General features: G+C 72.0%; 12 protein-coding genes. 4 read left to right on the forward strand and 8 right to left on the reverse strand.

Annotated features, from left to right (window positions below; translation table 11 throughout):
• The first annotated feature begins 22 nt into the window (after positions 1-22).
• The gene (locus tag ACIG0D_RS00100; protein ID WP_399795330.1) at positions 23-694 is read left to right on the forward strand and encodes an HAD family hydrolase; all 672 of its coding nucleotides are present in this window, start codon (positions 23-25) and stop codon (positions 692-694) included.
• Positions 695-856: 162 nt separating this feature from the next.
• Here ACIG0D_RS00100 and ACIG0D_RS00105 read toward each other — a convergent pair whose 3' ends face one another.
• Positions 857-1,423: a DJ-1/PfpI family protein gene (locus tag ACIG0D_RS00105; RefSeq protein ID WP_399795331.1), complete on the reverse strand. Its 567-nt coding sequence runs from the start codon at positions 1,421-1,423 to the stop codon at positions 857-859.
• 533 nt (positions 1,424-1,956) lie between these two features.
• On the opposite strand from ACIG0D_RS00105, the gene ACIG0D_RS00110 reads away from it, so the two are divergent.
• Positions 1,957-6,894, forward strand: coding sequence for an NAD-glutamate dehydrogenase (locus ACIG0D_RS00110; protein ID WP_399795332.1), 4,938 nt, complete (start codon positions 1,957-1,959; stop codon positions 6,892-6,894).
• Between the two features lie 64 nt (positions 6,895-6,958).
• Here the strand turns inward: ACIG0D_RS00110 and ACIG0D_RS00115 are convergent, their stop codons facing one another.
• The 4 genes from ACIG0D_RS00115 to ACIG0D_RS00130 form a co-directional block, all read right to left on the reverse strand.
• Positions 6,959-8,713 (reverse strand): glycosyltransferase family 2 protein, encoded by a 1,755-nt coding sequence (locus ACIG0D_RS00115; protein WP_399795333.1) that lies wholly within the window; start codon positions 8,711-8,713, stop codon positions 6,959-6,961.
• Complete coding sequence (locus ACIG0D_RS00120) at positions 8,710-10,911, reverse strand: CDP-glycerol glycerophosphotransferase family protein (protein ID WP_399795334.1); 2,202 nt, start codon at positions 10,909-10,911, stop codon at positions 8,710-8,712. The genes ACIG0D_RS00115 and ACIG0D_RS00120 overlap by 4 nt, the downstream gene beginning before the upstream one ends.
• Positions 10,912-11,055: 144 nt before the next feature.
• The gene (locus ACIG0D_RS00125; RefSeq protein ID WP_399795335.1) at positions 11,056-11,919 is read right to left on the reverse strand and encodes an ABC transporter ATP-binding protein; all 864 of its coding nucleotides are present in this window, start codon (positions 11,917-11,919) and stop codon (positions 11,056-11,058) included.
• Positions 11,912-12,856: an ABC transporter permease gene (locus ACIG0D_RS00130; protein WP_399795336.1), complete on the reverse strand. Its 945-nt coding sequence runs from the start codon at positions 12,854-12,856 to the stop codon at positions 11,912-11,914. The genes ACIG0D_RS00125 and ACIG0D_RS00130 overlap by 8 nt, the downstream gene beginning before the upstream one ends.
• Before the next feature lie 199 nt (positions 12,857-13,055).
• On the opposite strand from ACIG0D_RS00130, the gene ACIG0D_RS00135 reads away from it, so the two are divergent.
• Positions 13,056-13,682 (forward strand): TetR/AcrR family transcriptional regulator, encoded by a 627-nt coding sequence (locus ACIG0D_RS00135; protein WP_399795337.1) that lies wholly within the window; start codon positions 13,056-13,058, stop codon positions 13,680-13,682.
• Positions 13,683-13,684: 2 nt separating this feature from the next.
• On the opposite strand, the gene ACIG0D_RS00140 is transcribed toward ACIG0D_RS00135, so the two are convergent.
• The 3 genes from ACIG0D_RS00140 to ACIG0D_RS00150 form a co-directional block, all read right to left on the reverse strand.
• Complete coding sequence (locus tag ACIG0D_RS00140; RefSeq protein WP_399795338.1) at positions 13,685-14,665, reverse strand: ADP-ribosylglycohydrolase family protein; 981 nt, start codon at positions 14,663-14,665, stop codon at positions 13,685-13,687.
• 9 nt (positions 14,666-14,674) lie between these two features.
• Positions 14,675-15,655 (reverse strand): UDP-glucose 4-epimerase GalE, encoded by a 981-nt coding sequence (gene galE / locus ACIG0D_RS00145; protein WP_399795339.1) that lies wholly within the window; start codon positions 15,653-15,655, stop codon positions 14,675-14,677.
• A 163-nt stretch (positions 15,656-15,818) separates the two neighbouring features.
• A complete protein-coding gene (locus tag ACIG0D_RS00150; RefSeq protein ID WP_399795340.1) occupies positions 15,819-16,289 on the reverse strand; it encodes a MarR family winged helix-turn-helix transcriptional regulator in 471 nt (156 codons plus the stop codon).
• 131 nt (positions 16,290-16,420) lie between these two features.
• Here ACIG0D_RS00150 and ACIG0D_RS00155 point away from each other — a divergent pair, with 131 nt between their 5' ends.
• Positions 16,421-16,834: an organic hydroperoxide resistance protein gene (locus tag ACIG0D_RS00155; RefSeq protein WP_399795341.1), complete on the forward strand. Its 414-nt coding sequence runs from the start codon at positions 16,421-16,423 to the stop codon at positions 16,832-16,834.
• The last annotated feature ends 2 nt before the right edge of the window (positions 16,835-16,836 follow it).

A 16,836-nucleotide genomic window follows, 5' to 3' on the forward strand; every position in this document is an offset into this window, starting at 1 on the left:
GGCGGCGGGTACGGTCTTCGGCATGGGGAAGCTGGGAGCCGCGCACATTGTGTGGGACTGGAACGGCACGCTGTTCCACGACAATGACGCGATCATCGGGGCGACGAACGCGGCGTTCGCCGAGCTGGGACTGGAGCCGATCACACTGGAGCAGTACCGGTCGATGTACTGCGTGCCGGTGCCGAAGTTCTACGAGCGGTTGATGGGACGACTGCCCACGAACGAGGAGTGGGAGGTCATGGACGGGACCTTCCACCGGTACTACGCCGAGCACCGCGTGCGGTGCGGGCTCACCGAGGGCGTGGTGGAGCTGCTGGCGCAGTGGCGGTCCGCGGGGCGCAGCCAGTCGATCCTGAGCATGTACGGGCACGAGGACCTCGTGCCGCTGGTGCGCGGATTCGGGATCGAGAGCCACTTCATACGGGTCGACGGGCGCACCGGGCCCTCCGGGGGCAGCAAGGCCGAGCACATGGTGCGGCATTTCGCGGCGCTGGCCGGGGTGGACCCCTCGCGCACGGTGGTGATCGGGGACGCCGCGGACGACGCGGTGGCCGCGCTCCACGTGGGCGCGCGGGCCGTGCTCTACACCGGGGGCTCGCACAGCCGCAGCAGCCTGGAGACGGCCGGGGTGCCCGTGGTGGACACCCTGCACGAGGCGGTCGCGGAGGCGGAACGGCTGGCGATGGCCGCGTGAGGCACGGCCGGGGCGCGGGCCGCGCCCCGGACCAGGTGACTCCCGGGCGCGACCAGCACCCCGGGCCCGACGGTCCTGGCTACGGCCGCACGCCGGGCCCGACGGTCCTGGCTACGGGCCGCACCCCGGACGCGGCGCCCCCGATCACGCCCGCGCCCCCGATCAGGTGACCGGCGCCTTGGCGCGCAGCACCCCCAGGAACTCCCGCATCCACACCGGATGGTCCGGCCAGGCCCGGGAGGAGACCAGCGTGCCGTCGACGACCGCCTCGGCGTCCTGGAAGGTCGCGCCGGCGGCCTGCATGTCCAGCTCCAGGGCGGGGTACGCGGTGACGCGGCGGCCGCGGAGGGCGTCCACCGCGGCGGTCAGCAGGGGGCCGTGGCAGATCTGCGCCACGGGCTTGTCGGCGTCGAAGAAGGATTTGAGGATCTTGCGGAGTTCGGGGTCGTTGCGGAGGTATTCGGGGGCCCGGCCGCCGGGAATGACGACGGCGGCGTACTGGCCGGGGTCGACCTCCGAGAAGGCGAGATCGGCCGGCCAGGTGTAGCCGGGTTTCTCGGTGTAGGTGTCGAAGCCGGGTTCGAAGTCGTGGACGACGAACCGGAGCTGCTTGCGGGTGGGGGCCGCGATGTGGACCTCGTAGCCCTCTTCGCGCAGGCGCTGGTAGGGGTACAGCACTTCGAGGGACTCTGCGGCGTCGCCGGTGACGATCAGGATCTTGGCTGTCATACGAGCGGCTCCCCTCCGGGGTGGGCGTCACTGGGCAACCTGCCCTGGGTCGGGCCGCTTGCCAAGGGGACGCGCCGGTCCCGGGACACCGACGGCCACGGCCGGACTGTGCAGACTGTCAAAGTTCCGGCCCCGGTTTTGTACACATACGGCTCATGACGGGCCCCCGGTGAGGAGCGATAGCCTTGGTGGCGTGATCAGCGCGATAGTTCGCGGGGGCGGCGTTGCCCCTGCCCTGCGCCCGGGACGCACGGACGACATCCGTGACCGGGCGGCGGTCGCTGGTCTTCGCGGGCGGGCCGGGGAATCCGAGGCCCCCTTCAGGGCGCCGGGCGGACGCAGGACGGAGCGGCCGCGGCGCGCGCCGGATCCGTCGTACGCGTCGGAAATGGCTGATAACCCCCCGCTCGTCTCCCCTTGCGGCATAGCGTCGAAGCGGACCGGACACCCCGTGTTCCGGCGTCACGCCGGAAGGGCAGAGACCGTACTTCCTTCTACGTCACGCAACGGCGCGCGACAGGAGCCAGAGGACAATGCAGACCAAGCTGGACGAAGCCAAGGCCGAGCTGCTCGACAGGGCCGCCCGGGTAGCTGAGAACAGCCCGGTCGGGGGGCACCTACCGACTGGGACGACGGAACACGGAACCCCCGACCGGGAGGCCGTGCTCACGTTCCTCCAGCGCTACTACCTGCACACCGCCCCGGAAGACCTCACCGACCGGGACCCGGTCGACGTCTTCGGAGCCGCCTACTCCCACTACCGACTGGCCGAGAACCGCCCCCAGGGCACGGCCAGCGTGCGCGTCCACACCCCGACCGTGGAGGAGAACGGCTGGACGTGCAGCCACTCCGTGGTCGAGGTCGTCACCGACGACATGCCCTTCCTCGTCGACTCGGTCACCAACGAGCTGACCCGGCAGGGACGCGGCATCCACGTCGTCATCCACCCCCAGGTCACGGTGCGCCGCGACGTCACCGGCAAGCTGATCGAGGTGCTGACCACCTCGCCCGCCGGCGACCTGCCGCACGACGCGCACATCGAGTCCTGGATCCACGTCGAGATCGACCGCGAGACCGACCGCGCGGACCTGAAGCAGATCACCGCCGACCTGCTGCGCGTGCTGTCCGACGTCCGCGAGGCCGTCGAGGACTGGGGCAAGATGCGCGAGGCGGCCGTACGCCTCGCGGACGGCCTGGCCGCCGAGCCGGCCCCCGCCGACCTGCCCGGGCAGGACGTCGAGGAGGCCCGCGAGCTGCTGCGCTGGCTGGCCGACGACCACTTCACCTTCCTCGGCTACCGCGAGTATCAGCTCCGCGACGACGACTCCCTCGCCGCCGTCCCCGGCACCGGCCTCGGCATCCTGCGCGCCGACCCGCACCACGCGGGCGACGACCAGCACCCGGTCAGCCCGTCCTTCGAGCGGCTGCCCGCGGACGCCCGCGCCAAGGCGCGCGAGCACAAGCTGCTGGTGCTGACCAAGGCCAACAGCCGGGCCACCGTGCACCGGCCGTCGTACCTGGACTACATCGGCGTCAAGAAGTTCGACGCGGACGGCAACGTCATCGGCGAGCGGCGTTTCCTCGGTCTGTTCTCCTCCGCCGCCTACACCGAGTCGGTGCGCCGGGTACCGGTGATCCGGCGCAAGGTCGAGGCGGTGCTCAAGGGCGCCGGCTTCTCGCCCAACAGCCACGACGGGCGCGACCTGCTCCAGATCCTGGAGACCTACCCGCGCGACGAGCTGTTCCAGACGCCCGTCGACGAGCTGCGCTCCATCGTCACCTCCGTCCTGTACCTCCAGGAACGCCGCCGGCTGCGGCTCTACCTGCGCCAGGACGAGTACGGCCGCTACTACTCGGCGCTCGTCTACCTCCCGCGCGACCGCTACACCACCGGCGTGCGCCTGCGGATCATCGACATCCTCAAGGAGGAACTGGGCGGCATCAGCGTCGACTTCACCGCCTGGAACACCGAGTCGATCCTGTCCCGGCTGCACTTCGTCGTCCGCGTCCCGCAGGGCACCGAGCTGCCGCAGCTGTCCGACGCCGACAAGGAGCGCATCGAGGCCCGCCTGGTCGAGGCCGCCCGCTCCTGGGCCGACGGCTTCGCGGAGGCGCTGAACGCCGAGTTCGGCGAGGAACGCGCGGCGGAGCTGCTGCGCCGCTACGGCGATGCCTTCCCCGAGGGCTACAAGGCCGACCACACCCCGCGCAACGCGGTCGCCGACCTCGGTCACCTCGAACGCCTCGACGAGGAGCGGAACTTCGCGCTCAGCCTCTACGAGCCGGTGGGCGCCGGCCCCGACGAGCGCCGCTTCAAGATCTACCGCAAGGGCGAGGCGGTCTCCCTGTCCGCGGTGCTGCCGGTGCTCAACCGGCTCGGCGTCGAGGTGATGGACGAGCGGCCGTACGAGCTGCGCTGCGCCGACCGCCGGGTCGCCTGGATCTACGACTTCGGGCTGCGCATGCCCAAGGCCCAGAACGGCTCCGCCGACGGCGCCTACGCGAGCGACGACGCCCGTGAGCGCTTCCAGGAGGCCTTCGCCGCCACCTGGACCGGCCAGGCCGAGAACGACGGCTTCAACGCGCTGGTGCTGACCGCCGGGCTGACCTGGCGGCAGGCGATGGTGCTGCGGGCGTATGCGAAGTACCTGCGCCAGGCGGGCTCCACGTTCAGCCAGGACTACATGGAGGACACCCTCCGCGACAACGTCCACACCACGCGGCTGCTGGTCTCGCTGTTCGAGGCGCGGATGTCGCCGGAGCGGCAGCGTGCCGGGCACGAGCTGGTCGACGCCCTGCTGGAGGAGCTGGAGGCGGCGCTCGACCAGGTGGCCAGCCTGGACGAGGACCGCATCCTGCGCTCCTTCCTGACCGTCATCAAGGCCACCCTGCGGACCAACTTCTTCCAGAAGACCGGGGACGGCCGCCCGCACGACTACGTGTCGATGAAGTTCGACCCGCAGGCCATCCCGGACCTGCCGGCGCCCCGCCCGGCGTTCGAGATCTGGGTGTACTCGCCGCGCGTCGAGGGTGTCCACCTGCGGTTCGGCAAGGTCGCGCGCGGCGGTCTGCGCTGGTCCGACCGGCGCGAGGACTTCCGCACCGAGATCCTCGGCCTGGTCAAGGCGCAGATGGTGAAGAACACCGTCATCGTGCCGGTCGGCGCCAAGGGCGGTTTCGTCGCCAAGCAGCTGCCCGACCCGAGCGTCGACCGCGACGCGTGGATGGCCGAGGGCATCGCCAGCTACAAGACGTTCATCTCGGCGCTGCTCGACATCACCGACAACATGGTCGCGGGCGAGGTCGTGCCCCCGGCGGACGTCGTCCGCCACGACGAGGACGACACCTACCTGGTCGTCGCCGCCGACAAGGGCACCGCGACCTTCTCCGACATCGCCAACGAGGTCGCGGAGAAGTACAACTTCTGGCTCGGCGACGCCTTCGCCTCCGGCGGCTCGGCCGGCTACGACCACAAGGGCATGGGCATCACCGCGCGCGGCGCCTGGGAGTCCGTCAAGCGGCATTTCCGCGAGCTGGGCGTGGACACGCAGTCCGAGGACTTCACGGTCGTAGGCATCGGCGACATGTCCGGTGACGTGTTCGGCAACGGCATGCTGCTCAGCGAGCACATCCGCCTGGTCGCCGCCTTCGACCACCGCCACATCTTCATCGACCCCAACCCGGACGCGGCCGTCTCCTACGCCGAGCGCCGCCGCATGTTCGAGCTGCCCCGCTCCAGCTGGGCCGACTACAACACCGAGCTGATCTCGGCGGGCGGCGGCGTCTTCCCGCGCACCGCCAAGGCGATCCAGATCAACGCGCACATCCGCGAGGCACTGGGCATCGAGGGCAAGGTCACCAAGATGACCCCCGCCGAGCTGATGAAGGCGATCCTCCAGGCGCCGGTGGACCTGCTGTGGAACGGCGGCATCGGCACCTACGTCAAGGCCTCCACCGAGTCCCACGGCGACGTCGGCGACAAGGCCAACGACGCCATCCGCGTCGACGGCAGGGACCTGCGCGTCAAGGTCGTCGGCGAGGGCGGCAACCTCGGTCTGACCCAGCTCGGCCGGATCGAGTTCGCGCTGCACGGCGGCCGGATCAACACCGATGCCATCGACAACAGCGCGGGCGTGGACACCTCCGACCACGAGGTGAACATCAAGATCCTGCTCAACGGCCTGGTCGCGGACGGCGACATGACCGTCAAGCAGCGCAACCGGCTGCTCGCCGACATGACCGACGAGGTCGGCAAGCTGGTGCTGCGCAACAACTACGCGCAGAACACGGCGATCGCGAACGCCCTCGCCCAGTCCAAGGACATGCTCCACGCCCAGCAGCGCTACCTGAAGCACCTGGTGCGCGAGGGCCACCTGGACCGGGCCCTGGAGTTTCTGCCGACCGACCGCCAGATCCGCGAGCGGCTCGCCCAGGGCCAGGGCCTGACCGGCCCGGAGACGGCCGTCCTGCTGGCGTACACGAAGATCACGGTCGCCGAGGAGCTGCTGCGCACCTCGCTGCCGGACGACCCGTACCTGCGCGGCCTGCTGCACTGCTACTTCCCGACCGCGCTGCGCGAGCAGTTCGGCGACCGCATCGACACCCACCCGCTGCGCCGTGAGATCACCACGACGGTGCTGGTCAACGACACGGTCAACACCGGCGGTACGACGTATCTGCACCGGCTGCGCGAGGAGACCGGGGCGTCGCTGGAGGAGATCGTCCGGGCGCAGACCGCGGCCCGCGCGATCTTCCGCTCCGCCGAGGTGTGGGACGGCGTGGAGGCGCTGGACAACAAGGTCGAGGCCGAGGTCCAGACCCGCATCCGGCTGCACTCGCGCCGCCTGGTGGAGCGCGGCACGCGCTGGCTGCTCAACAACCGGCCGCAGCCGATCCAGCTCGCCGAGACGGTCGGCTTCTTCGCCGAGCGCGTCGAGCAGGTCTGGTCGCAGCTGCCGAAGCTGCTGCGCGGCGCGGACCTGGAGTGGTGGCAGAAGATCTACGACGAGCTGACCGACGCCGGGGTGCCGGACGAGCTGGCCACGCGCGTGGCCGGGTTCTCGTCCGCCTTCCCGACGCTGGACATCGTCTCGGTGGCCGACCGCATGGGCAAGGAGCCGCTGGACGTCGCCGAGGTCTACTACGACCTCGCCGACCGCCTCGGCATCACCCAGCTGATGGACCGGATCATCGAGCTGCCCCGCGCAGACCGCTGGCAGTCCATGGCCCGCGCCGCGATCCGCGAGGACCTGTTCGCCGCGCACGCCGCCCTCACGGCCGACGTGCTGGCGGTCGGCAACGGCACCTCCACGCCGGAGCAGCGGTTCGAGGGCTGGCGGGAGAAGAACGCGGCGATCCTCGGCCGCGCCCGCACCACCCTGGAGGAGATCCAGTCCTCGGAGACGTTCGACCTCGCCAACCTGTCGGTGGCGATGCGGACGATGCGCACGCTGCTGCGGACGCACTCGTAGCCGTACGGCATGAAGGAGGCGCCCCGGGCCGGTCGGTCCGGGGCGCCTCCCGTCGGGCCGGGGCTCAGCGCAGCGCGCTCGCCAGCAGGCGTACCGCCCGGCGCATCCGGGGCCGGGCCGCGCGCCGTACCAGCGGGCGCACCACCCGCGCGGTGACGCCCGCCGGACGCCACCGGACCTGGAGCCGGCCCGTGCCGCGCTGCTCCGGTTCGACGGTGACGAGGTGCGGGGCGGCACCCGAGTGGTACTCCACGCGCGCGGTCAGCGGCCGGAAGGGGGTCTCCGGGGCCAGCAGGACGCCCCGGTGGAACAGCCCCCGGTGCTCCAGGCGCAGCACGGGGTGACGGGCGCCGTCGAAGCCGTGCAGCGGGACCGGGGCGGCGGCCAGGTCGAGGTGGACATGGCCCTCGTAGACACCAGGGCGCACCGGGGACAGCCGGAACGGCACGCTCATGCGCCGGCGGCCGGGGGAGAGCAGCAGGGTCGCGGCCTGCGGTCCGACCGGGAGGCGCAGGGCCGGGTCGTAGGTGCGGATCGCGAGGTCGACGGAGGCGCCGGGGCCGGGCGAGATCGCGGTGACCTCGTGCCGGAGCAGGGCGTAGGGGAAGGGGCAGGTGTCCGGGGCCAGGTCGGACAGGTCCAGCTCCCGGCGTGCCCAGTCGGTGTCGGGGAGCCGGTCGCCCCAGTACGTCCGCCCCTCGTCGTCGGTGACGACCGCGCGCGGGCCGACGGCGTGGCCGAGGCCGCGCGCCGCGAGCCGGGCGTCCGCCAGGCGCAGATCGCGCACGAGCTGGACGACGACGCGTTCGGGGCGCGGGAGACGGGCGTACGCGCCGGGCGTGAGCGTCGCGAGATACGGGTTGACGATCTCCGCGAACCCCGCCAGCCACTCCTCGTCCCGGTGCGGGAGGTCACCGGCGTACATCCGGAAGTCGTGCTTGAGGAACTTGTAGTCCTTCTCCTCGTGCAGCGTGCCGTGCCCGCTTTCGTCGAGGAAGTCGTCGACGAGCCGCTGGACGTGCACCCGGTCGCGGACGTTCTCCAGCTTGTGCCGCTGGTTGGAGATGGAGGCGGCGTCGCCGGACGCGTGCGGGGCGATGTACCAGCGGTAGACCGGCTCGGGGATGACCGTGAAGGCGCGGGCCTGGCAGTACGCCTGCGCGGTGAAGAGCTGGTCCTCGTAGTGGATGCCCTCCGGGAAGCGCAGCCCGTGCCGGTCGAGGAAGGCGCGGGCGTACATCTTGCTGGTCGCCAGGTGCTCGAAGAACAGCCGCGGTTCGGCGTCGATGCCGGGGACGGTACGGCGCTCGGCCACCAGCCGCGGCATCCACCGGGCGCGGTTGCCGGTGTCCGCGCGGACCCGTTCCACGGCGCCCATCACGAAGTCGACGTCCTGCTCCCGGTGCGCGGCCAGCAGCAGCTCGACCGCCTCCGGCAGCAGCTCGTCGTCGCTGTCCAGGAACATCACATACGGCGCGCGGGCGATCTCCAGGGCCCGGTTGCGGGGCACGCTGCACCCGCCGCTGTTGCGGTCCAGGCGCAGATGCAGGATGCGCGGGTCCTCCGCGGCCAGCCGGCGGGCCACCTCGGGAGTCGCGTCGGTGGAGTGGTCGTCGCTGATGACGATCTCGATGTTCGCGTGGGTCTGGCGGCGCACGGAGGCCACCGCGCGGGGGAGGCGTTCGGCGTCGTTGTAGACGATCACCACGACCGTGGCGTCGGGTGCTTCGGGGGCCTGCGCGGCCTGCGCGGCCTTCGGGGCCTCCGCGACTTCGGGGGCTTCGGACGCTTCCGGGACATCCGGGACTTCCGGGCTCATGACGCGGTCGCCTCCTGCGGGGTGGGCGCGGGGGTGCGCTCGTCGACGGGGATGATCGCGGGCAGGGCCTCCTCCGGCTCGCCCAGGAAGACACGGCGTACGACCCGCTCGGCGGCGCGGCCGTCGTCGAACTCGCAGAACCGGCGCCGGAACATCGCCCGCGCCTTGCCCGCCTCGTGGTCGTTCCAGGCGTCCGAGGTGAGGATGTCGACCAGTTCGCCCTGGGTGCGGGCCACCGGGCCGGGGGCCTCGGCCATCAGGTCGAAGTAGACGCCGCGGGTCGCCACGTACGTCTCCCAGTCGTCGGCGTGGATGACGATCGGGCGGTCCAGGTTGGCGTAGTCGAACATGATCGACGAGTAGTCCGTGATCAGCGCGTCGGCGGCCAGGCACAGCTCCTCGACGGGCTCGTAGGCGGAGACGTCGAGGACGCGGCCCGCGCGGCGCAGGCCGGTGAGCGCCGTCGCCGTGCCGGCGTGGAAGTAATGGGACCGCACCAGCAGGACCGTTTCCTCGCCGAGCCGGTCGGCGAGGGCGGCGAGGTCGAGACGCGGGGTCCACTCGGCCTCGTAGTCGCGGTGGGTGGGGGCGTAGAGGATCGCGCGGCGGCCGGGGGCGATGCCCAGGCGGGCGCGGATCGCGGCGATGTCGGCGGCGGTCGCGGTGTAGTAGACGTCGTTGCGCGGATAGCCGTGGTCCAGGGAGACGTACCGGGACGGGTAGGCGCTCTCCCACATGCGGGTGGTGTGGCTGTTGGCGGAGACGCTGTAGTCCCACTTGTCGATCCGGGCCAGCAGCGCCTCGAAGTCCAGGCCCTGGGCGGTGGCCGGGTAGCGCATCTGGTCGATGCCCATGCGCTTGAGGGGGGTGCCGTGGTGGGTCTGGACGTGCACGGCGTCGGGGCGTTTCACCACCGCGTTGGCGAAGTTGACGTTGTTGACGAGGAACTTGGCGCGGCCCAGCACCTCCCAGTAGCGGCGGCTGTCGGGCACCACGTGGTCCGTGCCGGGCGGCAGCAGTCCCACGCGGTTCGGCGCGACGACCCACACCGGGTGGACCTGCGGGGCGAGTTCGGCGAGCTTGGCGGCGATGGCGGCCGGGTTGCAGGCGACGCCGCGGTTCCAGTACGCCGAGAAGACCGCCAGGTTGGGGTCGACCGGACGGGACAGCGCCCTGCGGTACTGGAGGGAGCGGATCTGGGTGCCGAGCTGTCGTTTGCCCGTGCGGAGGGCCTTCTTGGCGGCGCGGCGGGCGTGGTTGGCGGTCTGCAGGGCGCGGTAGCGGGCGTAGGCATCCTCTTCGAGGAGGGTGCGGCGCAGGCCTTCCGGTCCGGCCGGGTGGCGCAGTCCCTCGGGGCGCAGGCGGCGGGCGGCCTGCGAGGCGCGGTGGAAGAAGACGCGCGCGTCGCGCTCCGGCATGCCCGCGCGGACGAAGGTGCGCAGTCCGTCACGGACCATCAGGTGGTAGAGGACCGCGTGGGGGGCCGTTCGGGTGCGGGTGGCCTCCAGGAGCGCCTCGTAGCGGTCGAGGACGGCGAGGTGGTCGTCGAGGGTGCGCGGCGGGAGGCTCCCGGGGCGCAGTTCGCGGTGTTCGAAGCCGGGGTGGGTGTAGCAGGCGATCCGCGCGGCGGTGAGCAGGGCGCTCTGCGCGGCGTACGCCTCGTCGTCGGTGGACAGGGTGTCGGCGTGGGCGCGCCAGTGGTCCGCGCGTATCAGGCGGTTGCCGAGGATCGGGGTGAGCCGGAGCAGGGCGGGCAGGTCGTCGAGGGTGAGCTCGGCGCGGCCCGCGCGGGCCAGCAGCCGGCTGTCGTAGGACGGCGCGCCGGAGGTCTGCCAGGTGGTGCGGACGTGGTCGAAGAGCAGGACGTCGACCGTGTCCGGGAGTTCGGCGGCGCGGGCCGCCAGCAGGGCGGGGGCGCCCGGCGGGAGGCCGTCCTTGGCGTGCACGAAGTGCAGCCACCGCCCGGACGCGCGGGCCGCTCCCGCCGCCCGGGCCTCGGCGTCCCCGGTGCCGTCCGGCAGGGCGACCAGCACGGCGCCCGGGGCGTGCTCGCGGGCCGTCTCCCGGGCCCAGTCGCCGACCGCGACCACGATCACCTCGGTGTCCGGGGCCGGGTCGGCGGCCACGGAGTCGAGAAGGCCGGTCAGATGGCCCTGGGTGTTCGGGCCGTGGACGACGATGCTGAGCTCGGTTGGCACGGCGGACTCCCTTCACACGTTCGGGTGCCTCACACGGCATGGCCTATTCGGTCATCGTGGCACCAAACCGGTGAAAGGGATAACCGGGGTTGAGCCGGTCGGGACGCGGAAGGGGCGGGCAGCGGGGCGGATACCGGGGCGGGCTCAGGAGGCGACCTTGACCTTGACGCCCTCGGCGGCAGCCTGCGCCTTGGGCTTCGCCTTGGGCTTGGCCGTCTTCTCCCCGGTGAACGCCTCGTACTCCTTCAGGACCTCCTCCGTCGGCCCGTCCATCCGCAGCTCGCCGCGCTCCAGCCACAGCACCCGGTCACAGGTGTCGCGGATCGACTTGTTGTTGTGGCTGACGAGGAAGACCGTGCCGGCGTGCTTGCGCAGCTCGCGGATGCGGGCCTCGGAGCGCTTCTGGAAGGAGCGGTCGCCGGTGGCCAGCGCCTCGTCGATGAGCAGTACGTCGTGGTCCTTGGCGGCGGCGATGGAGAACCGCAGCCGGGCGGCCATGCCGGAGGAGTAGGTGCGCATCGGCAGGGTGATGAAGTCGCCCTTCTCGTTGATGCCGGAGAAGTCGACGATCTCCTGGTAGCGCTCCTTGATCTGCTCGCGGGACATGCCCATCGCCAGACCGCCGAGGTGCACGTTGCGCTCGCCGGTCAGGTCGTTCATCAGGGCCGCGTTGACCCCGAGCAGGGAGGGCTGGCCGTTGGTGAAGATCCGGCCGTTCTCCACCGGAAGCAGCCCGGCGACCGCCTTCAGCAGGGTCGACTTGCCGGAGCCGTTGGTGCCGATCAGGCCGATCGCCTCGCCCTTGTACGCCACGAAGGACACGTCACGGACCGCGTGCACCCGGCGGACCCCGGACGCCTTCTCGGTCTGCTTGCGGCGCAGGATGCGGTTGAGCGCGGCGGTCGCGGAGCCGCGGCCCGCGCCGGTGCCGTTGACCCGGTAGACGATGTCGACGTGGTCGGCGATGACGGTGGGGATCTTTTCGGATGCGGAAGTGTGCTCAGCCACGGCCGTACGTCTCCTCAGCCTTCCAGAAGTAGATGAAGCCGCCGACTCCGGCGAGCAGGGCCCAGCCCGTCGCGAGCGCCCACACGTGCGGGGGCAGCTGGCTCGCGTGGAAGCTGTCGATGAGCGCGAAGCGCATGAGGTCGATGTAGACGGCGGCCGGGTTGGCCTGGAGCAGCGTGCCCACCCAGCCCGGCAGGTCGGTGTGGGTGCGCAGGATGTGGTCGATGCTGAACATCACGCCGGAGGCGTACATCCAGGTCCGCAGCACGAACGGCATCAGCTGCGCGAGGTCCGGCGTCTTGGCTCCCAGCCGGGCCATGACGAGCGAGACGCCCGCGTTGAACGTGAACTGGAGGATCAGCGCCGGGACCGCCAGCACCCAGGACACCGCGGGCGGCACGCCGAAGGCGAGCAGGATCACGATCAGCGCCGCCATCGAGAACAGCAGCTGCTGGAGCTGCTGGAGGCAGAACGAGATCGGCAGCGAGGCCCGCGGGAAGTGCAGGGCCCGCACCAGGCCGAGGTTGCCGGAGATGGCGCGGGTGCCCGCCAGGATGGAGCTCTGCGTGAAGGTCCAGATGAACACGCCCGTGACCAGGAACGGGACGTAGTCCGGCACGCCGTTCCTGGTCTGGAGCAGCACGCCGAAGATCAGGTAGTAGACCGCCGCGTTCAGCAGCGGCGTCATGACCTGCCAGACCTGGCCCAGCTTCGCCCGGCTGTACTGGGCGGTGAGCTTCGCCGTGGCGAACGCGGCGATGAAGTGACGGCGCGCCCACAGCTGCCGGACGTACTGCGTCAGGGAGGGGCGGGCGCCGCTGACCGTGAGGCCGTGGCGGGCGGCGAGGGCCGCGAGGTCGGCGAGATCGGCGTCACCCGGGGCCGGGGTGGTGGCCCGGGCCGACGCCGGGGGCGGTGTGTCGAGGACCTGGCTCACATCCGCTGCTTTCGGTCGGGGGAGGGGGGTGGTCTCGTGCGGCGGTGGACTCCCGTACGGCTGGAGTCTCGTACCGCGGTGGAGTCTCGCGCGGCGGTGGATCCGTACGTCGGGACGGCACCGTATCGTCGCAACGCGAGCGTAAGCCGTTCGAGCGTCGGAACGCAACCGTTTCGTCGTAACGCCCTATGCTGTCCGCATGACGACGAACGCCGACGGCCCCCAGCCGCGTCCGCGCCGCCGGACCCCCGCAGGCGCGGCGGTACTGCGCGAGGACGTGACGGAAGCCATCCGCGCGGCCGTCTTCGAGGAACTGGCCGCCGTCGGCTACGCGCGGATGTCGATCGAGGGCATCGCCCGCCGCGCGGGGGTCGGCAAGACCGCCGTCTACCGCCGCTGGCGCTCCAAGCTCCACCTGGTGCTCGACGTGGTCTCCGCGATCGCGGTGCAGGGCCTGCCGGCGCCGGACACCGGCTCGCTGGAGTCCGATCTGCGGCTGCTGTACGAGGTGACGTCCCGCGCCCTGCGCCACCCGGTGGCCTCGCAGATCATCCCCGACCTCCAGGCGGAGGCGGCCCGCAGCCCGGAGATCGCCGAGGCGATGCGGAAGGCGCTGCGGGACGGGCAGGAAGGCGTCGCGCTGAAGATCGTGGCGGCGGCGGAGCGGCGGGGCGAGGTCCGCGCGGGCGTCGACCAGGAACTGGTCCTCGACCTCATCTCGGGCCCCCTGTACTGGCGTTCGGTGGTGATCCGCGGCCCGAAGCTCCCGAAGGGCTACCTGTCCGCACTCTCCCACGCGACCGCGGAGGCCTTGAAGGCACTCTGACGTCAGCCGGCCGGCACGGTGGAAACGGCGGGACCGGCAGACCCGGCCGGTGCGGCCAGCCGTCGCGCCAGCTCGCTCAACTCGCCCGCCCGCAGCACCCGTTCCCCGAAGCCGGGCAGCGGCACGTGCAGCGGCCCGGTCCACCGCTCGGGTATCGCGCCGACCCCGTACACCGCCCCCGCCAGCCCGCCGGTGACGGCCGCGACGGTGTCCGTGTCGCCGCCGAGGTCGACGGCGGCGCGCACCGCGTCCTCGTAGGAGGAGGTGGTGCGGACGGCCCAGACGGCGCAGCCGAGGCAGGGCCAGACCGCGCCGTTGAATTCGGTGGCCTGGTCGGGGTGCCAGTCGGGAGCGAGGACGACGGCGTACCGCGCGCGGTGATCGGGGTGGACGGCCGCCAGCGTCGCGGGCAGGGCGGCCAGCGGGTCGCCCCCGGCGAGCGCGACCCGCACCAGCTCGTGGAAGACGGCCGTGCCCTCCCAGGCGGCCCGGTCGCCGTGGGTGAGGGCGGCCAGGCGGCGGGCGGCGTCCATGGTGGCGTCCCGGCCCCGGTGCGCGAAGTGCACGGCGGAGGTCGCCGCCCGCATCAGGGCACCGTTGCCCGCCGCGCGCTGATTGGCCTGGAAGTGCAGCGCAGCGGCCGTGTCCCAGGGGTCGCCGCCACTCAGCACGGCCTCCGTCTGGAGTCCGATGTCCTTCGGTTCGGCCGCCGCCCAGCGCCGGAACCGCCGGAAGACGTCCGGCAGATCGAGCCCGCTGCGCTCCAGCAGCGACTCGCCGACGAGGACGGCCATCTGCGTGTCGTCGGTGGCCTCGCCCGGGTCCCAGCCGCCGCCCCCGCACATCTCGCCGCCCTGCCCCGGGCGCGGGAACCGGGCGGTGAAGGCGCCCTCGGGGCCGAACTCGAACGGCGCGCCGAGGGCGTCACCGACGGCGGAGCCGAGGACGGCGCCGACGGCGCGCTCAAGCCGGGTGTCGGTCATCCGCGCAGGCTAGTCCCGCGCCGCCCCCGGATGCAGCCGTACCCAGCCCTCCCACGCGGAGGTGATCATGTCCTGGACGTCGTACTTGGCCTTCCAGCCCAGCTCCGCGGCGATGCGTTCGGCGGAGGCGACGACGCGGGCCGGGTCGCCGGGGTGGCGGGGGGTGACCGTGGGCGGGCGGTCGTGGCCGGTGAGCGCGTTGATCCGGTCGATCATCTCGCGCACGGAGACGCCCTCGCCCCGCCCGATGTTGAGGGTGAGGTCGCGGCCCGGGGCGGCCTCCAGCGCGCGGGCCGCCGCGACATGGGCCTCGGCCAGGTCGACGACGTGGATGTAGTCCCGTACGCAGGTGCCGTCCGGGGTCGGGTAGTCGTCGCCGAAGATCCGCGGGGGTGCCCCTTCGGTCAGCTTTTCGAAGACCATCGGGATGAGGTTGAAGACGCCGACGTCGGCCAGCTCGGGGGCCGCCGCGCCCGCCACGTTGAAGTAGCGCAGACACGCCGTGGACAGACCCGTCGCGCGGCCGGTCGCCCGGACCAGCCACTCACCGGCCAGCTTGGTCTCGCCGTACGGCGACATGGGCACGCACGGGGTCTCCTCGGTGACCAGGTCCACGTCCGGCATGCCGTACACGGCCGCCGAGGAGGAGAACACGAACGACGGCACCCCGGCCGCGGTGACCGCCTCCAGCAGGACGCGCAGACCTTCGACGTTCTCGCGGTAGTAGTGCAGCGGCAGGTCCATCGACTCGCCGACCTGCTTCTTCGCCGCGAGGTGCACGACCCCGGTGATCCCGTGCCCGGCCAGCACCCGGCTCAGCCGCTCCCGGTCCAGCGTCGAGCCCACCTCCAGCGGCACGCCGTCCGGCACCCGCTCCGCGATCCCCGTCGACAGGTCGTCGTAGACCACGGCCCGCTCGCCCGCCTCGGTCATCGCTCGTACGACGTGTGCCCCGATGTATCCGGCGCCGCCGGTGATCAGCCAGGTCATGTGCGGCCGTCCCCTCGTCAGTCGGCCCCGTGGGGCCGGTGGCTGTACTGGACACAGTGAAGCAGGCGCGGGGCCATTGCGTGATCAGGACGTGACGCCGCGTAACCGAATGCCGGATGCCGGATGCCGGATGCCGGATGGTGGACGGTGAGACTCGGGGCTCCTAGCGCACCGCCGTCTCCGCCGCCACCGCCGCGTCCAGCGCACTCGTGAGCTGGTCGAGGCGGTCCCGCAGGGCGCGGATCTCGTCGACGTCGCAGCCGGTCGCGGCGACGATGCGGCGTGGCACCTCCACCGCGCGCTCGCGCAGGGCGGCGCCCTCCTCGGTGAGCCGGACCTCGACCGAGCGCTCGTCGCGGGCGCTGCGCTCGCGGCGCACCAGTCCGGCCGCCTCCAGGCGCTTGAGCAGCGGGGAGAGCGTGCCGGAGTCGAGCCGCAGCCGTTCGCCGAGCCTCTTCACCGGCTGGTCGCCGGCCTCCCAGAGCACCAGCATCACCAGGTACTGGGGGTAGGTGAGTCCGAGGTCCTTGAGGATCACGCGGTAGACGCCGTTGAAGGCGCGCGAGGCGGCGTTCAGCGAGAAGCAGATCTGGCGGTCGAGGCGGAGCCAGTCGTCCGCGGGCGTGCTGGTCATGGCTCCAGGGTAGCTCTTGTCCGCCATTTAGTTGTGCGCAACTGAATTGTGTGCTCTACTTCTGGTCGTACGGCGGTGGCCCGACCGGCCACCGCCCACCCGATTCCCGATCCGAGAGGGATGGTTCTCCCATGGACGCGCTCTACACCGCTGTCGCCACCGCCACCCACGGCCGCGAGGGCCGCGCCGTCTCCTCCGACGGCACGCTGGACCTGCCGCTGGCCATGCCGGTGCAGCTGGGCGGCAACGGCCAGGGCACGAACCCCGAGCAGCTCTTCGCCGCCGGCTATGCCGCCTGCTTCGGCAGCGCCCTCGGCCTCGTCGGCCGCCAGGCCAAGGTCGACGTCAGCGACGCCGCCGTCACCGCCGAGGTCGGCATAGGCAAGCAGGGCGAGGGCTTCGCGCTCGCCGTCACGCTGCGCGTCGAGCTGCCCGACACGCTGGACGAGGCGACCGGCCGCAAGCTGGTCGAGCAGGCCCACCAGGTCTGCCCGTACTCCAACGCCACCCGCGGCAACATCCCGGTCGACATCGTCGTCGAGTAACC

Origin of the sequence: Streptomyces sp. NPDC052773, from assembly GCF_044547145.1 — a bacterium.
Lineage (GTDB): Bacteria > Actinomycetota > Actinomycetes > Streptomycetales > Streptomycetaceae > Streptomyces.